Source organism: Nocardia sp. NPDC051929 (assembly GCF_044548645.1).
Classification (GTDB): Bacteria; Actinomycetota; Actinomycetes; order Mycobacteriales; family Mycobacteriaceae; genus Nocardia; species Nocardia sichangensis.
In genome coordinates, this window is record NZ_JBIUCG010000010.1 from 1 (window position 1) to 15770 (window position 15770).

Below are 15770 nucleotides of genomic sequence, written 5' to 3' on the forward strand. Positions count from 1 at the left end.
CGGATGTTCAACGCGTGCAGCACCGCACCCATCGCGGGCACCGCGATATAGGCCACCAGATGCTCGTTGTTGTTCCACATGAACGTGCCCACCCGATCACCCACCCCGATACCCAACCCACCCAACGCGTTCGCCAACCGCGCCGACTCCGCGCCAACCTCACGATAAGTCATGGTGCGCACACCGGTACCCGTCCACGTCGACACAGTCGAATCCCCAGCGAACGTCGATGCGTAGCGCAGCAACGTCGCCAACGACAACGGCTCGTCCTGCATAGTGCTCAACATCGGAACTCCTTCTTCCATCGATGACTTCCCCACAGAAAGCCACATTGAGCGAGGTCAGGCCTCGGACAGGAACGGTTCCACGACGCCGAGGAACTCGGCGGTCTTCTCGATCATGGTCCAGTGGCCGCAGTTGCCGAGCACGTGCAGCCGGACGTCAGGAAGAAGTTCCAGCAACGCCCCCGAGGATTCCTTCCACGGCACCACCCGGTCGTCTCGCCCGTGAATCATGAGGGTCGGCTGTGCCACCCGGGTCAACTCGGCACCGGACAGGGCCAGGTCGTCGACCCAGCGTTGGCGCGGTTCGGGAAACATCGCTTCCCACGATTTCGCGACGGCGGGCTCGACACTTGCCCCGTATCGCATCTCGACCAGCTGATCGGTGATCAGCCCCCGGTCGTAGGCGAACAGCCCGATGATCTCGCGCATGTTCTCGATTCCCGGCCGGTAGTTCCAGACGGTGTCGAGCCCTTGCGGTAGCGCCATCGCGACACCCATCGAGCCCATGAGGACGAGTCGACGAACGGCCTGCGGACGCTCGGCCGCGAGTGATAAGGCGATTGCCCCGCCCATCGAGTTGCCGATGATGTCATAGGTCTCGATGCCGAGTTCGTCCATGAGCGCGAGTGCGTGCCGGGTCCACGCCTGTCGGCCCCACGTGCGCGCCGCACCGGTGGCTGTGCCACCGAAGCCCAACTGATCGGGGGCGATGACGCGTCGGCTGTGCGACAGGGACGGCAGCACGGGACGCCAGTTGGCCGCGGCGCTCACACCGGGACCGGACCCGTGCAGGAGCAGCAGCGGCGGCTGCGCGCTCTCGCCTGCGGGCTCCCCGGTGTCGATGACAGCGGTGCGCACCCCATCGACTTCGCGTATCGATGCGGTCGGATGATCGCTGGTGATGACGGCCACTTGCTAACTCCTCGTCGGGGTGGGTCGGGTTCCGGCCATCGAGGCCGCGTGCTGCGTGGAGACCCGCTTGACCGGACCCAGCCACATGTCGATCGAGCCGGGTTCATCCGGATCGAACGTGCGCGGTCGCCAAGCCGCGTCGTCCTCGATGCGACGCACCCCGAACGAGTATTCGTAGGTGAAGCCTTCGGGACCGAGAAAGTAGAGGAACACCGCTGTCGACTGCGGGTGGCGACCAGGGCCCATTTCGATCTGGACTTCGCGTTCCCGCAGGAAGTGCCAGGAACGGAAGACGTCGTCGATGGACTCCACCTGAAAGTTCATGTGGCACAGACCAGCGCTCTCGCCCTGGAATACGGCGAGCTTGTGGTGGACGGGATCGATCCGCATCAGGCACGCGGCGTCGCCGATCCAATCCGACACGCGGGCGTTGAAGTGCCCGTTCCAGAACCGGTAGGCCTCGTGCACATCCGGTGCGTCGAGGCAGAGGTGCCCGAACTCCGTGATGCCTGCCGGCCGAGCGAAAGCGACGGGGCGGGTGATCGTCTCCTGTTGGCTGACCAGCTCGATGCGATTGCCGAAGGGATCGTCGAAGCCGATGAACTCGGCCACGCGTCGCGAGCGAGCCTCTTGCTTCGACCCGCGCCGCACGGCGAAACCGGCGTGCTCGAGTTCGTTCTCGGCAGCTTCCAGCGCATCCGTGTCGGCGACGGTGAACCCGGAGGCCAGGACCCCCGACACCCCCTCGACCAAAGCCAGACAGTGGTGGCGGGAGTCGGCGCGAAGGTGTGCGATCCCTGGTTCGGTCTCACCGGCGAGTTCGAGACCGACGATGCGGGTCGCGAAGTCGACGGCGGTCCTGAGATCGGCGACTCCTGACCGCACATAGGCGATGTCGGTCAGCGTGATCATGGGTGTTCTCTCCTGTGGAAACTTGCCGAACGCACGGTGTCAGGAGTCGATCGCGTCCGGGATGAGGTTCTTCACCAGCCCCGGCTGCAGATAGCCGGTCTCCCCGTACCGAGCTACCAGCGCCGCGTTGTCGGCCAGCAGTTTCTCGATCGGTTCGGTGAGGTCGATCGCTGCCAGGAATGGCTGGCGGGCGGGCAGTCCGGTCTGCCAGTACACCTCGCAACGGTTGCCCTCGGGATCGAAGAAATAGATGCCGAACGCGTTGCCGTGCGTCACGATCATGTCGAAGTCGACATCGTGCTCGATGAATCTGCGGTGGAACTCGATCAACTCGGTCAGATGATTGACCCGGAACGAGACCTGCTGAATCAGTTTGGTGTTCTCGTCGGCGCGCGCCACGGTCCGGCCTTCGACGAGCTGGAACTCGTGGTGTTCGAAGTTCGGCCGGGCACTGAAGAACCGCATGCCCAGATTCAGGTCCTCGTCGGTGACCGTCAGTCCGAGGACGTCGCGGTAGAACGCTGTACTGGCTTCCAGGTCATCGCAGAAAACTCCGAAATGACCGAGTTCAGCGATCGGCATGGTGAATCTTCCTTCCCGTGGTGGCGGCCGGGTCATGTGCTGGTCGATCGAGTGCTCCTGGAACGGCCCGGCCGAGGAGTCCGCAGGTGGCGTCACTCCTGTTCGCTACGCGTCCGACCGTAATGTGTATGCACTTTTACTGTCAAGGCTCTTCCGGGATGTTGCCGCCGCACGGAAATTGCATACAGTTATGCGATGAGTTTATTGCCTCCCGCCGCCGATCGCGACGCCCCTGACCCCTCACTGCTCCTGGGCCGGGACTACTGGATGGTGACCTCGACCCCTTCGGCCGGGACGACCTCCGAGGACATCGCCGCCCTCGCCCCCGCGCACATAGCCTGGCTGCTGGACCTCGAGGAACGCGGCCTCGTCTTCCTGTCGGGCCCCCTCGTCAGCGGCCCCGGCGCCGGTCCGGGATCGGGCGTCACGATCTTGCGCGCCTCCGACGAAGCCGACGCAACCGCCATCGCGTCAGCGGATCCGTTCGTCACGGCGGGTCTGCGCAGCTTCGTCGTTCATCGGTGGCGCCTCAACGAGGGCAGCGTTTCGATGCGCCTGTCACTCGGCCGCGGCACCTACGAATGGCATTGAGCGGGGGCCCCTTCGAGCCCGCATCTCGTCGCACTCCCACCGCCTTCAGGCATAGAACCGTTGACGAGCGCATTTCCTGATGTCATAGTGTATACACTCTGCTGACAATGGTCGATCAGGTATCAAGGTGTGGCAGATCTCCACCGTCCGCACAGGTCATCGGCGACGACCGCCATCGACAGCAACGGCAAAACCCGGTTGAAGGAACTCCAGTGGGACGCTTGGACGAACGCGTCGAATTCACCTCCGGCGCAGCTCATGGTCAGGGACTCCGCCACGCGGTTCACCTTGCCGAAGAAACCGCACCGACCTCCATCGCGCCTCGGTATGAGGTGCGACGATGACCGCCACGGCCTTCTGCTCCCGAGCCGAACCACTCCGGCCGCGCGACGACGGCGATCCGGAGGAAGAAAAAGCACCGTTGCTCGGGCCTGATCAGTTATTGGCGGCGATCGCTGGTCACCTTACGCAAGGATCATCGCTGATCGAGTGGGCTAGGGAGTTGGGCGATCTGCACGCGGCACTGATCCCAGTGCGCCTGAATCGAACGCGTCTTCCCGCCGAATTCGATGAAGCTCGCGTCCACATCGACATTGCCGAGATCGTCAGCGAGATCGATTCGTGGGCGTTCGTCCATGTTCCGAGAGCCCCCGGAGCGCGCAGGCACACCCATTCCCTGGGAGAGGTGATCAGCCATATCGCAAAGATCTATGCCAACGCGTGGTGGACGGTGCTACACGTCGATGACAACGACGTGCGGCACGAGGCATGGTTTCATCTCGGTGAGGTCTGCGAAGGCTACGCGCAGCTGATTCACGACGTCCAGGCCTCCGGGGTCCGATTCCCGCTAGGATGGCGGGGCATCCGACACGCGCCGCCGACCTGACAGCTGCTTCCGCGAGGTCGGCCGAGCCCGGCTACTGGCGCAAATTGCGGTCGAACAGGGCCAGCAGTTCGCGGTAGTGCCGTTCATCGGCCTCGGGGTCGTGTGCGGAGGTATCGGCCTGGGTGTAGCCGTGTTGGGCACCCTCGTAGACCTCGGTGCGGTGGCGGACACCGGCGGCATCCAGCGCCTTGTCGAACAGGGCGATATGTTCCGGAGTCATGTGGTGATCCTCGCCCGCGTGGGCGAAATACAGTTCCGCCGTGACGTTTCCGAGGGTGAGATGCGGACTGTCCGGGGTGTCGGTCACCAGCGGTCCGCCGTGGAATCCTGCCACCGCCGCAACCCGATCGGGGAACATGGCGGCGGTCAGCACCGCCAGCCGCGCACCCATGCAGTAACCCGTGACGCCGACCTTTCCCGCTATGACCTGCGGCGACGCTGCCAGCCACTCGAGATATGCGCCGACATCCGAACGCAGGAGCTCCGGGGTCAGCTCGCGGATCATCGGGAAGACCTGTTGGAAGATCTCCGGCCGCTCCCCCGGGTCGATGAAGTCCGGCAGCTCGATCACAGGCGCACGCCCGTGCCGGTAATAGGCGTTCGGCAACAGAACGGTGTAGCCATGGGCGGCAATCCGATCGGCCAGTGATCGCAGGCTGGGCCGCAGTCCGAAACCGTCCTGAATCACGAGCACTCCCGGATGGGCGGCGCCATCGTCGGGGTAGGCGACATACGAGTCAGCGACACCGTCGGATGTCCGGACGTCGACCGACATACCGTTCACTGCGGTCACCCTCGAATCCTCCTGCCATGCCAGCCTTTCGAACATACCCCATTCAAGATCAGCCGATTCGACTCGACTACCGGTCGTCGGAGCATCGAGCCGAGACAGGGGCGGAGCGGTCGAGCCCGACGCGAACCCGATCATCGACGACTGGGTCAACCTTCTCGTCGACCTCACCGCACACGACCGGGACAACCGGCCGATCATGCTGTGCGGCCTCAGCGCGGGCGGCATGCTCGTCTATCACGTCGACACCAAGCCCCAGGGCGGTCTCAGCGGCACCAGCCAGCACATCCGGCAGGTCCGTAACGGGATGCAGTCGCCGATTTCATCTTCAACAACCGTCCGTCCAGGCTCATGCATTGTCTGCATATTTGCAGAAGACGTGTTTATTTCTGCGACATAAAGCGATCGCGACGCCGAGGATCCGCAGATTTGCGCAATAGTCGACCGAAACCGGAGAGCATGCTTCCACTTGGATGGATCCACCGGAGGGGCGTTCGATAGTCGAATGCACCGTTTGGGCACGGGAGAGCCCCGCAGGACGTGCATGGGATGCGGAATTGTACCGACATACCGCAGTGCGACTCGTCCCCTAGCAGGTCAAACCAGACGACACAGGTTGGTGGCACCGAGTGTGCCGTCGGCTCGACTCACGCCGAACGGAATGGAAGCGCACCGCGAGATCGACTCCGCCGCACGTTGATACGCGGGGTGTCGAGAAATCGATTTGATTTGATCATAGACTTCACCGAGGGATGAAGATCAATTTGTGTTACCTCGGCTAAATATTCAGTTAGCCAACTATTAACGGTGATGATTACCACAGCAAGAGAAGTGGATTTGTAGATTTCTTTTTCTTAACGTTGCTGGTGCGCCCGTGATGGCGTCGTTATCCCACTGTGAAAGGAAGCTCCGTAGATGTTCTCTCGTAAGGCCCTTCTCGCCGCCAGCACCGTCTCCGCCGCTGCCCTGTTCTTCGGCCCGGTCGCGGTGGCCTCCGCCGCCCACTCCGCCGCCGGCACCGGTTCCGCGGGCCTGGCCTCGGGTTCGGCCGACGGTGGCTCGTCCACTGGTTCGGCCGGCTCGTCCTCCGGTTCCGCCATGCTGGACTCCGGCAGCTCGGCCCTCGACGGGGGCACCTCCGCCGTCGTCAACGTCATCGATGCGATCACCGGCATCCGGGACCTGACCCAGCCCAAGCCCGCCTCCTGATCCGGTCTCGGTAGATCACCGCATCGTCCGTCTGCCCCTTCGGGGCCGGACTTCCCTGCGCCGCTCCGCTCCACACCGCGGCCCGCACTACAGCGGTGAATTCGCTACAGCTGAACTAGTCGATTCGCCGCATCGAAGCAGATGCGGCGGATGGACCCAGAGATTCCGTTTGCCCGCTAGGGAGACAGCTCCCAGTGCTGCGAGCGCTGAGCTTCCTTGAACACAGGTTCGTGCCGCCCGGCGAAGTCGCCGGACGGCACGAACTTTTTTCGGGCCACCCACCGAATGAAGTTCAGCAGGCTACGTCCCCCTGGGCGGCCTTGTCGAACGACACATGCACATGGTCGTAGTGATTGGCGGTCGGGCTCCCGCGGTCTTCCAGATAGGACCAACCGCTGCCATCGTTGTACCGCTGCCGCCAGATCACGTAGGTCACACCGAAACGCTGCTGATTGGCCAGCACGTATTCGGCGATCGCGTCGCCCCGCGCGGAATCGGGTGTCATGAGATCGAGTGCCAAGCCTGCGCCGTGGTCGCCGTCGCTACGGCCGATGGCGCCGCCGATGTCGGCGACGGCGAACGTCTTCTTGAGTAGGTTGCCCACCTGTGCCACGTGCGGCCGCGTGCCTGCGAGTTCGGTCGAGCACGGTACAGGGGGAGGCGGTGGTGGCAGGTGCTGCGCAGCCTCCCTGGCCGACGGTGGTGGTTGCTCGGCCGCGGACGCCGCCGCTGTCGGCCGAGTGATCGACGGCACGCTGGTCGGCGGCGCGACGGCTGCCGACGGCGGCGAATCGGCCGCTGCGGCATGCCGAGCCTCCAGGCCCGGTCGCGATACCGCCCACAACACGACGGCGAGGGCCACGGCGATGCCGCATACGGCCAGGGCACTGAGCTTCCGGGCTGCGGTCCGTTTACGGTGTTGACCAGGCATGATGTCGGCTACCGATTACAGTCGAGAATAGGTCACCGATACATTACGAAATGGTCGCGAAAATGTCACGCCGAGCGGGCGAAAGGTGCTCGGGTCCGCTGACAGGATCGAGTCCGAGTGTCCTGCTGTGCCGCGGAACGAGCTGACCAGGCCAGAAGCCGGTAGATAGCGCTGTAATGGTTCAGCTGAGGTGAGAAGTCAGTCGGGTCGACTGTCGGCTACCGCAGAAGATTGCGGGCCGGCGAGTCGGCCGACGGCGTGGAGGTGGCTCAGCGCTTGGCGGTAGGAGTCCAGGACGCTGGTCTCGCAGTAGGGCACCTCGAGTTCGACGCAGAACTGTTCGACCATCGGCTTGGCCCGGCGCAGGTTGGGCCGCGGCATGGACGGGAACAGGTGGTGCTCGATCTGGTAATTCAGTCCGCCGAAGGCGGCGTCGACGACTCGGCCGCCGCGGACATTGCGGGACGTGAGCACCTGCCGACGCAGAAAGTCTGCCGACTCGCCTTCGGCCAGTACCTCCATCCCCTTGTGGTTGGGCGCGAAAGTGCAGCCCATATAGAACCCGAACAGGCCCTGGTGCACAGCGATGAAGACGACCGCTTTACCCGGCGACAAGACCAGGAAGACCGCGGCGAGATACCCGGCGGCGTGCGCGGCCAACAGCGCGGCCTCCCAGACGCGGTTGGGTATCGCCCAGCGCAGCACCGCCCGGACACTCGCGTAGTGCAGACTGCCTGCCTCGAGCAACAACATCGGAAAGAACAGCCAGGCTTGATAGCGGAAAATCAACCGCCGGATGCCTTTGCCGGTCCGTGCTCGATGGCCGGAATGGGCCAGCACCCCCATCACGTCCGGATCCGAACCCTCGGTGTTGGGGTGAGCGTGGTGGCGGTTGTGATTACTTACCCACCAGCCGATGCTCACCCCGATGCCGAGATTGCCCGCGATCACACCGACCAAGTAGTTGGCCCGCCGACCGGCGAAGATCTGTCGGTGCCCGGCATCATGACCGAGGAACGCGAACTGCGCGAATACCACTGCCAAGAAAGCGGCAACCACCAGCTGCCACCACGAGTCGCCGACCATGACGAACACCGCCCACCCGGCAGCGAACGCCACCGCGGTGACCGCACTCTTCCAGACGTAATACCGCAACCGCCGATCCAGTAGCCCGGCTTGGCGCACTCGACGCAGCAACACCGCATACTCGCTGCCACGCGCCGGTCGGTTTTCCTTGATCTCGGCGGTCGGCGACGAAGCAACCGGCGCTGCTTGCGGTCCGTCCCGATCGATCGGGTCATAGTCCGCGAGCGCGGTTGTCGTGACGGAGGAGGTCGGCATCGTCCGACCGGTAGAACTTTCGAGAACCACGGATTGCCTGCACATCCTGTTGTCACTGTTGGTCTCCGGGCTCGGACGTTGTCCTTCCGTGCCCGGCGTCGACGACAGCAGGCTATCGGAAGTCGGCCCGGAAGACTCACCTGCCTCGAGAACTAGAGTGTCGCGATGAGACCACCGCGAGGTGAACGGATGTGCCGATCGACGACACATCCGCGTGACGATCGGGTTGCACAGACATCGGCAGGCGCGAGATGAGGAATTGTCCTATGGCCGAGACACTTCCGTGTCGGTTGTGCGAGTTACCGAACGTCGGTCGCAGTCAGCACGCGGGCGTCGGCGGTGCCGTCCAGCCGCGCGCCGACCTGAGGATAGGTCGGGTACTCGATGCCCGAGATGTACTGCACCGTCCGCACCACCTGGCACGAGTAGCCGAATTCGTTGTCGTACCAGACATAGAGAATCGCGGTGTCACCCTCGACGATCGTGGCATTGGCATCGATGATCGACGCTGCGCGCGATCCGATGAAATCGCTGGAAACCACGTCCGTGGCGGCGGTGTAATCGAGGTTTCGGCTCAACGGCCCGGCGAGCGAAACCCCGCGCAAGTAAGCGAGCACATCGCTCTTCGTCGTCTCCCGCTGAAGCTGCAGGTTCAGAATCGCGACCGAAACGTCGGGGGTGGGAACACGAATCGAGTTGCCGGTGATCTTGGCCTTGAAATCCGGCATAGCCTTCGCGACCGCGGACGCGGCACCCGTTTCGGTGAGCACGAGATTGAACGGCGCGGAACGACCGCGCCGGTCCGCCTTGTGATAGTTGTCCAGCAAGTTCTGGTCGTTGGTGAACGAATGAACCGTCTCCACGTGCCCGCGGATGATGCCGTACTCGTCGTCCATGGCCTTGAGCGGCGGAACGATCGCGTTGGTCGTGCACGAGGCGCACGAGAAGATTTGCTGCGACAGGTCCAGGCCGCGATGGTTCACGCCGTGCACGATATTCGGGATATCGCCCTTACCGGGCGCGGTGAGAACGACTTTCGCGATGCCGGGGCGCAGATGCTGCGACAGCCCGTCCCGATCACGCCACCTGCCCGTGTTGTCGATCAGGATCGCGTTCGTTATCCCGTACTCGGTGTAGTCGATCGTCGTCGGATCATCGCTGTAGATGAACTTGATCGTGTTCCCGTTCGCGGTGATCGTGTCGTTGCCGGTATCGACCTTGATCGTGCCGTTGAATGCGCCGTGCACCGAATCCCTGCGAAGCAGCGACGCTCGCTTGCTCAGATCGTCGTCGCCTCCCTTGCGCACCACCACGGCACGCAGGTTCAGCCCGTTGCCGGATCCGGCCTTCTCGATGAGCAGGCGAGCGACCAGGCGACCGATGCGGCCGAAGCCATAGAGGACGACATCCCTCGGGCCCGGGGACAGAGCCTTGTTGCCGTTGGTCACCTCGGCCAGCACCGCCGCGGTGAACTCGCGGATCGACAGTCCGCGATCGTCGGCGCGATAGGCCATGACCAACTGACCGAGATCGATCTTGCAGGGCCCGAGATCCAGTTCACTGAGCACTCGCAGGAAGGGAAGAGTCTCGTCCACCGACAACTCCTCGCCTTCGATCTGCCGCGCGAAGCGGTGCGTCCGCAGGATGCTGATCACCGACTTGTTCACCAGCGACCGGCTGTGCAGCAGGATCGTCACGCCCTTGCCCCGATACAACGTGCCGATGATGGGAATCATTGCCTCGGCGGCGGCTTCCTGGGCGTTCCAGCGGTCGAGTTGTTCGGTAGTCAACGTAGGTCCTCGGATCTCCTCGATTTACACGCGTATCGATGCTAATCAGGGCCCCGATTTCACCGAGGCCGGATCCCCCCTCGTGAGATCGCCAGGTGGCGACCCCGAACGAGCACCATCGTCCGAGCGGCGGGCGGCCTATCCGATATCGACTACTCGGGCCCATGCGGGAGGCGCGTCCGGAACGTAATCGGGGTCGTTTTCGCGCCACGAAGCGGCGTGCTGCCGACGGAACAGCCCTACCACCGTCCGGCACGGTGGCCGTGTGGTCGGCCAGGGTGTCTGGCCGTCGGTCAGCACCACGAGGACATCCGGGCGGGGGTGGGCTCGTATCGCCTTGGCGATGCCCGTGCGCAGGTCAGTGCCGCCGCCGCCCACCAGTGGTATCCGCTCGGCACGGCACAAGGGATGCACGATCCTCGCCGCCGCGTCGCACGGCAGCACGGTGACCAGGTCGCGGCGGCCGCCCACGGCACGGGCGATGGCGGCCACCTCGAGCAGCGCGCTGCCCAGTTCCGTATCACTGACCGACCCCGAGGTATCGATGAGCACCGAGACCCGAGGCGGCGTTCGCCGCAGACTCGGCAGCACTACGCCGGGCACCCCCGCCGAGCGCCGTGCCGGCCAGCCATAGGTGTAGTCCGCACCCGCACCGGCGACGCAGACCGCGGAGCGGAGAGCCGCTCCCAGCAGATCCCGCCACGGTTGCGGCGGATGGAACGCCTCTTCCGCCCAGCGCCGCCACCCTTTCGAGGCGTTCCCCGGACGGCCGATGATGCCCTGCGCCACCCGGAATCGGACGGCGTCTCGTTCGTGTTCGCTGAGTCCGTCCGCACCGTCGGGCCCGAGTTCCCATTCGCGTTCCAATCCGTCTGCGCCGCTGCCGCAGTCGAGCCACGCTATGCCCTGCGTAGTGGGTCCGAGCCGGAACTTGCGCAGGTAGTCCTCCATGAGCTCCCCCTCGGGCAACCCCAACGACTCGGGCGTGACAGCGTCATCGGGGCGGGTCAGCCCGTCGCCGAATGCGTCGTCGTTGATTTCGCAGTCCGCGGCGATGTTCATCCGCAGTCGTTCCGCCGGGCCGGTCAAGTCGTGTTGCCGGGCGAAGCGGTCACTGCGACCGTGATGGTCGCGCAGCAGATGCGACACCTCGTGCACCCACACCCCGGCCAGATCCGCTACCGAAGTCCGGTCCACGAACGCAGGCGACACGTAGCAGCGCCAGTGCCGGTCGACACCCATCGTCGGTACTCGGCGCGATTCGACGACGCACAGCGCGAACAGAGCGGTCGCCAAGTAGGGCCGGACCCTGGCGGCGTGCAATCGGGCGGCGAAGAGCTTGTCGCGGTCCAGCGGCCGCAGCGCGTTCGCGGTCATCGGCCTGCCTTCGCCGCGACACGGCCCGCTGCCCGATCCGCTTCCGTGGACACCGATACCACTCCGGCGAGTTCCTCGATGGCCGCGGGCACGTCCCAGTCGTCCTGGCGCAGCGTGGCGAGAGTGGTTGCGGGAACGACGATCAGATCCGGCGCCCCGGTTTCCGAAGCCTTGACCAGAAGCGCCCATGCCGCATCCCAGCGGGATTTCTCCGGCCGTTTGCGGACCGCAGCCACAACGCCGTCGAGCACAGCCTGCCGCAGATCCCCCCGCTCGGGCAGGACGGCTCCCGCCGGGTCGGCGAGCAGCACTTCCGGGTCCGGGAGGTCCATCCGGTCCAAGCTCGCCAGCAGCTCGAAGCCCGGCCCCTCGCCAACAGTGCCTCGGACCAGCTGGGAAAGCACATCCCGGGATGAACCGGCCGCGGTGGCGAAGGCGATCAGCCGCAATGTCATCTCCCAGCTTCGAGGCGACGGCCAGGGACCGCCTCGGCGGGTTTCGGTGCTGGGGAGTTGATGCACGAGAGCGGGACGAGCCGCCAGAAGCGCACACACCGCGCGGCGCGCGAAAGTCACAGCGTCGCCCAATCTTTCGGGTGCCAGCCGCGGTAGCGTCGCATGGGGCCAGGTCCCGCCGAGGCCCCGAACGACCACTTCGTGGTCGTGGGCCCATTGCAGATGCACGAACCGGTTGGCCAGTGGCGGGCTCAGTTCCCAGCCATCGGCCGCCGAGGATCGCGGATTGGCCGCGGCGACGATCCGAACACCGGGCGGCAGTTGCACGGTGCCGATCCGCCGCTCCAGGACCAGACGGAGCAGGGCGGCTTGCACGGCAGGCGGGGCGGTGGACAGTTCGTCCAGAAACAGCAGTCCGCGCCCGGTCCGGACGAGCCGTACGGCCCAATCCGGCGGAGCCATCGGGACTCCGTGTTCCGCGGGATCGTCCCCGATGATGGGCAGGCCCGAAAAGTCGGACGGCTCATGGACACTCGCGATCACCGTGGTCAGCGGCAGGTCCAGGTCGGCGGCGAGCTGGGTCAGGGCCGCGGTCTTCCCGATCCCTGGTTCACCCCATAGGAGAACCGGCAGGTCGGCGGCCACGGCCAGCGCCAAGGCCTCTAGTTGGTTATCGGGGCGCGGTTCGGTGGTTACCTCGCGGAGCAGACTCAGCAACTCGTCGGCCACATCGAGTTGGGCGGGGCGGGCCGGATCGGCGGCCGTACGGACAGCGGTAAGCATGTGTGATCACCTGAAGGGGTTGCGTTGTCGAGTGGATGTGCAGCGAGGTCGCCGGGTCAGCGCGAGGTCGCGTTGCGGGGGTGCGCGCGGCGGTCGCGTGGACGGCGCACCGGAGGAACGCGCCCGATCCCTGGCTCGGACAGGGCCGCCTTGAACAGTCCATAGGTAATTCGTTGTCGCGCGAACGTTTCCAGTTCGTCGCGCAGAGCACCGTCGCGCAGTACCGCGTCGGGACCGAGCAGTCCCGCTACGATGGCCAGCGCGCCGGCGGTGTCGCCATGGTCCAAACGCTCACGGACACCGACCAGACAGTCCGGATGACGGTGCGCCTCATCGATGGCCTGCAGGCAAGGCAGTGGAGTGCCGGTCAGGGCGACCAGCAGTTCTTCCCGCCGGATCTCGGCCTGGTTATGGTCCAGCGCGGCCAGGAACCCGTCGACCAGCCCGATCCTGTGCTGTTCTCCCCTGCACTGCACCAGGCGCGGTTGACCTGCCCGGTCCAGGATGCGTGGCGCATCGTTCGGCGAGTAGTCGGGTACCAGTGCCGAGGCGACCAGCGGATGCAGCCGATCGGCCGCTATCGCGCCGGCACGAAGCAGTGCCGGATCGGGCAGCACCCAGGTCGCCGCGTCGGGCAGGACGGGCAGCGCGGAGACGCCGCCAACCGGGTATCCCGACGCGATCCGCACCATGGACCGTCCAGAACCGTTTCCGTCCACGTCGAGAACCAACCGTTGCCGGGCCCCGAACCGCACCACGAAAATACCGCTACGCCGTCCCTCGGTGTGGCGCAGCATCTCCGCCTCGGCCGCCCAGCGGTCGACGGCGCAGCGGCGGACCTGCGGCACCGCGGCGAGCAGTTCGGCGGCCGGCATCGCGCAAGTATCCGCGTGCCGCTCGGCCCCGGACCGTGTGCGCAGCTCGCCGACTCTGCGCGCGTCCCACAAATGGCGATGAAGATCCAGGCGAAAACGCCGGTGTGGGCGAGGATGCGGATGGAGCCCGGCGCTGGTTCCGGCGGCGGACCCGTCCCACAGCGCGAGACTGATCCGCTGACCGGCGTCCGCCCAAGCCGGCGCGGTCCGAACGACAAGGTGCATGGGGCGTGCGCCGCCGCGCTGGTCCGGTGCCGTGTCGTACCGCGCCAAGGCGATGGTCAGACCCGGCCGCAACAACCCGTCCGGAGCGACTCTCGGCAGATGCCAGCGCAACAGGTCAGGAGCCAGATGGCGGAGATCGGCCCGGATTCGAGCCGCGAGTTCGTGCCCGTGGCTACGCGCCACCGACCGCACAGTGAAATCGACATCGAAGCCTGCCGCGGCACACGCGCCCGCCCAGTCCCCCACGCGACGGCGGGCGGTAGCAGTCTCGATCATGGAGGGCGGCACGGCGAATTCACGCACACGCAGCCAGAAGGAAAGGCGGGAGTCGTTCTCGTTCGCGATGTGAGTGAGCATCAGCACTCACCTTGTGCGAACGGAACCCCCAATCTTTGAACAGATGGAGTCATCATCGCGTTGATCATAACCTCCCGAACCGTCACCGGCCAGCCGAAGGGGCTCGGCGGCAGCTTCGCCGAACCGCTTCCACCCCCACAAGCACCCGCCAGACCGGTTGGTGCAGTTGATGATCAGCTAGTTTCCGGTGATACATCGACGCCACATCCCCCTGCGGCATCGCCCGGGGGACGACTGCACCAGCAGATCCAGTCGCCCCGGATGCGCCACTCGAGCCGTACGGCAACCGCCTACCGAATGAATCGGCGAATGTGATTCGGGAACGGGAGGTTTCGAGTGCGGCCACCACCTCATCGACGAGGAGCCGGCGAACCTCTCCTGAATCAGCAGGACCATTCTGGACCGGAGTCCCGTCACCGCCGAGAACTGAACACCATTGCGGCTGAGTGGCGCCGCTTCAGCTGCGGAAAGCGTGCGCACGGTGGAGTGCCTCGATCGCGTCGGTGAGTTCGGCGACCGGCCCGTCGACCACGGCGTCCGGCACGACCTCGGTGATCGGCAGCGCCGCGACCGGGGCACGCGGGACACCCCATTCCGCCAGCCAGGACACCAATTGACCGGACGACACGGCGTACACGATCCGCCCCAGGCCGACCCATCCGTGGCTCGCCGCGCACATCGGGCAGTGCTCGCCGGAGGTATAGACGGTGGCCGCGGCGCGCTCGTCAGGCGACAGATGTGCCGCGGACCAGCGAGAGATCTCGAATTCGGGATGACGTGTCGCGTCACCCGCCTTGATCCGGTTCCGATCCTCGAAGAGCACTTCCCCGTCGGCCGAGACCAGGAGCGAGCCGAACGGCTCGTCCCCGTCGTCGAGCGCCTCCCGGGCGAGTTCGACGCAGCGGCGCAGGTACGAAAGGTCCTCGGCAGTGATGGTCATCGCACCATCCTGGTAGCAGAAAGCGGGTGGGCCTTGCCGGAATCGACAAGGTCCACCCGCCGACGCGGTCGATCAGCTATCGCATCGGCGCCGGTCCGCATTCCTTGCCCATCAAGTCGGGGAGGTGCGCCCATCCGGACGAGCAGTTCATGACCTCGCCGCCGTTCACCTGGAACGGCTGCGTGATCTCTCCACTCGCGGGCGCACCGTTCGACGGCGTGCAGTCCATAGCGGTCACCCTGCCTTCCCACACCGGCGAATGGGACGAACAGTTGTAGTTCCACATCTCCTGCGCCGTGGCGGTCGGCGGACAGAACAACAGCGCCGCCGCGGCGGCGAAAAACGGGGGAAGACCCAAACGAACGAGGCGTGTGGCTTTCATGACGATCTCCTTGTCCTGGTTCCGTGCGGTCTGAATCGGTAACCGCCCCGGACGAACAGTCCGAGTGGTAGCGAGCAGAAACTGCTTGGTGCTCAGGAGAGAACGTGCACACTGCGATAAGGACGCTACCCCCGGGATATCCGACCTG

17 protein-coding genes are annotated in these 15770 nt (G+C 65.4%); 3 read left to right on the forward strand and 14 right to left on the reverse strand.

The window, feature by feature from the left end; all coding sequences use genetic code 11:
* From ACIHAX_RS14370 to ACIHAX_RS14385, 4 genes are all read right to left on the reverse strand, one after another.
* A partial coding sequence (locus tag ACIHAX_RS14370) for an AMP-binding protein (RefSeq protein WP_364426115.1) occupies positions 1-287 on the reverse strand: 287 nt, incomplete at its 3' end.
* A gap of 54 nt (positions 288-341) precedes the next feature.
* Positions 342-1196 (reverse strand): alpha/beta hydrolase, encoded by an 855-nt coding sequence (locus ACIHAX_RS14375; RefSeq protein ID WP_364426117.1) that lies wholly within the window; start codon positions 1194-1196, stop codon positions 342-344.
* A 3-nt stretch (positions 1197-1199) separates the two neighbouring features.
* Entirely contained in the window at positions 1200-2108 is a 909-nt protein-coding gene (locus tag ACIHAX_RS14380) for a VOC family protein (protein WP_397277761.1), read from the reverse strand.
* Positions 2109-2147: 39 nt separating this feature from the next.
* Positions 2148-2690: a VOC family protein gene (locus ACIHAX_RS14385; protein ID WP_364426121.1), complete on the reverse strand. Its 543-nt coding sequence runs from the start codon at positions 2688-2690 to the stop codon at positions 2148-2150.
* Positions 2691-2885: 195 nt separating this feature from the next.
* Here ACIHAX_RS14385 and ACIHAX_RS14390 point away from each other — a divergent pair, with 195 nt between their 5' ends.
* Positions 2886-3281, forward strand: coding sequence for a YciI family protein (locus ACIHAX_RS14390; protein ID WP_397277764.1), 396 nt, complete (start codon positions 2886-2888; stop codon positions 3279-3281).
* A gap of 122 nt (positions 3282-3403) precedes the next feature.
* Here the strand turns inward: ACIHAX_RS14390 and ACIHAX_RS14395 are convergent, their stop codons facing one another.
* Complete coding sequence (locus ACIHAX_RS14395) at positions 3404-3559, reverse strand: hypothetical protein (protein WP_364426125.1); 156 nt, start codon at positions 3557-3559, stop codon at positions 3404-3406.
* Between the two features lie 62 nt (positions 3560-3621).
* On the opposite strand from ACIHAX_RS14395, the gene ACIHAX_RS14400 reads away from it, so the two are divergent.
* Positions 3622-4167: a hypothetical protein gene (locus ACIHAX_RS14400; RefSeq protein WP_364426127.1), complete on the forward strand. Its 546-nt coding sequence runs from the start codon at positions 3622-3624 to the stop codon at positions 4165-4167.
* A gap of 31 nt (positions 4168-4198) precedes the next feature.
* On the opposite strand, the gene ACIHAX_RS14405 is transcribed toward ACIHAX_RS14400, so the two are convergent.
* Positions 4199-4960 carry a dienelactone hydrolase family protein gene (locus tag ACIHAX_RS14405; protein WP_364426129.1) on the reverse strand — a complete coding sequence of 254 codons (762 nt, stop codon included), beginning with the start codon at positions 4958-4960 and terminating at the stop codon, positions 4199-4201.
* 912 nt (positions 4961-5872) lie between these two features.
* Here ACIHAX_RS14405 and ACIHAX_RS14410 point away from each other — a divergent pair.
* Entirely contained in the window at positions 5873-6166 is a 294-nt protein-coding gene (locus ACIHAX_RS14410) for a hypothetical protein (protein WP_355073792.1), read from the forward strand.
* A gap of 292 nt (positions 6167-6458) precedes the next feature.
* On the opposite strand, the gene ACIHAX_RS14415 is transcribed toward ACIHAX_RS14410, so the two are convergent.
* From ACIHAX_RS14415 to ACIHAX_RS14450, 8 genes are all read right to left on the reverse strand, one after another.
* Positions 6459-7097 (reverse strand): hypothetical protein, encoded by a 639-nt coding sequence (locus tag ACIHAX_RS14415; protein WP_397277767.1) that lies wholly within the window; start codon positions 7095-7097, stop codon positions 6459-6461.
* Positions 7098-7295: 198 nt separating this feature from the next.
* Positions 7296-8438 (reverse strand): fatty acid desaturase family protein, encoded by a 1143-nt coding sequence (locus ACIHAX_RS14420; protein ID WP_397277769.1) that lies wholly within the window; start codon positions 8436-8438, stop codon positions 7296-7298.
* A gap of 299 nt (positions 8439-8737) precedes the next feature.
* Positions 8738-10228, reverse strand: a complete 1491-nt coding sequence (locus ACIHAX_RS14425) for a glyceraldehyde-3-phosphate dehydrogenase (RefSeq protein ID WP_397277771.1) — start codon at positions 10226-10228, stop codon at positions 8738-8740.
* Positions 10229-10366: 138 nt separating this feature from the next.
* The gene (locus ACIHAX_RS14430; protein ID WP_397277773.1) at positions 10367-11605 is read right to left on the reverse strand and encodes a VWA-like domain-containing protein; all 1239 of its coding nucleotides are present in this window, start codon (positions 11603-11605) and stop codon (positions 10367-10369) included.
* The gene (locus ACIHAX_RS14435; RefSeq protein WP_364426140.1) at positions 11602-12843 is read right to left on the reverse strand and encodes a MoxR family ATPase; all 1242 of its coding nucleotides are present in this window, start codon (positions 12841-12843) and stop codon (positions 11602-11604) included. The genes ACIHAX_RS14430 and ACIHAX_RS14435 overlap by 4 nt, the downstream gene beginning before the upstream one ends.
* A gap of 56 nt (positions 12844-12899) precedes the next feature.
* Complete coding sequence (locus ACIHAX_RS14440; protein WP_397277775.1) at positions 12900-14300, reverse strand: hypothetical protein; 1401 nt, start codon at positions 14298-14300, stop codon at positions 12900-12902.
* Positions 14301-14757: 457 nt separating this feature from the next.
* Positions 14758-15240, reverse strand: coding sequence for a nucleoside deaminase (locus ACIHAX_RS14445; RefSeq protein ID WP_397277777.1), 483 nt, complete (start codon positions 15238-15240; stop codon positions 14758-14760).
* Positions 15241-15316: 76 nt separating this feature from the next.
* Positions 15317-15622 carry a hypothetical protein gene (locus ACIHAX_RS14450; protein ID WP_364426146.1) on the reverse strand — a complete coding sequence of 102 codons (306 nt, stop codon included), beginning with the start codon at positions 15620-15622 and terminating at the stop codon, positions 15317-15319.
* Positions 15623-15770: the final 148 nt, after the last annotated feature.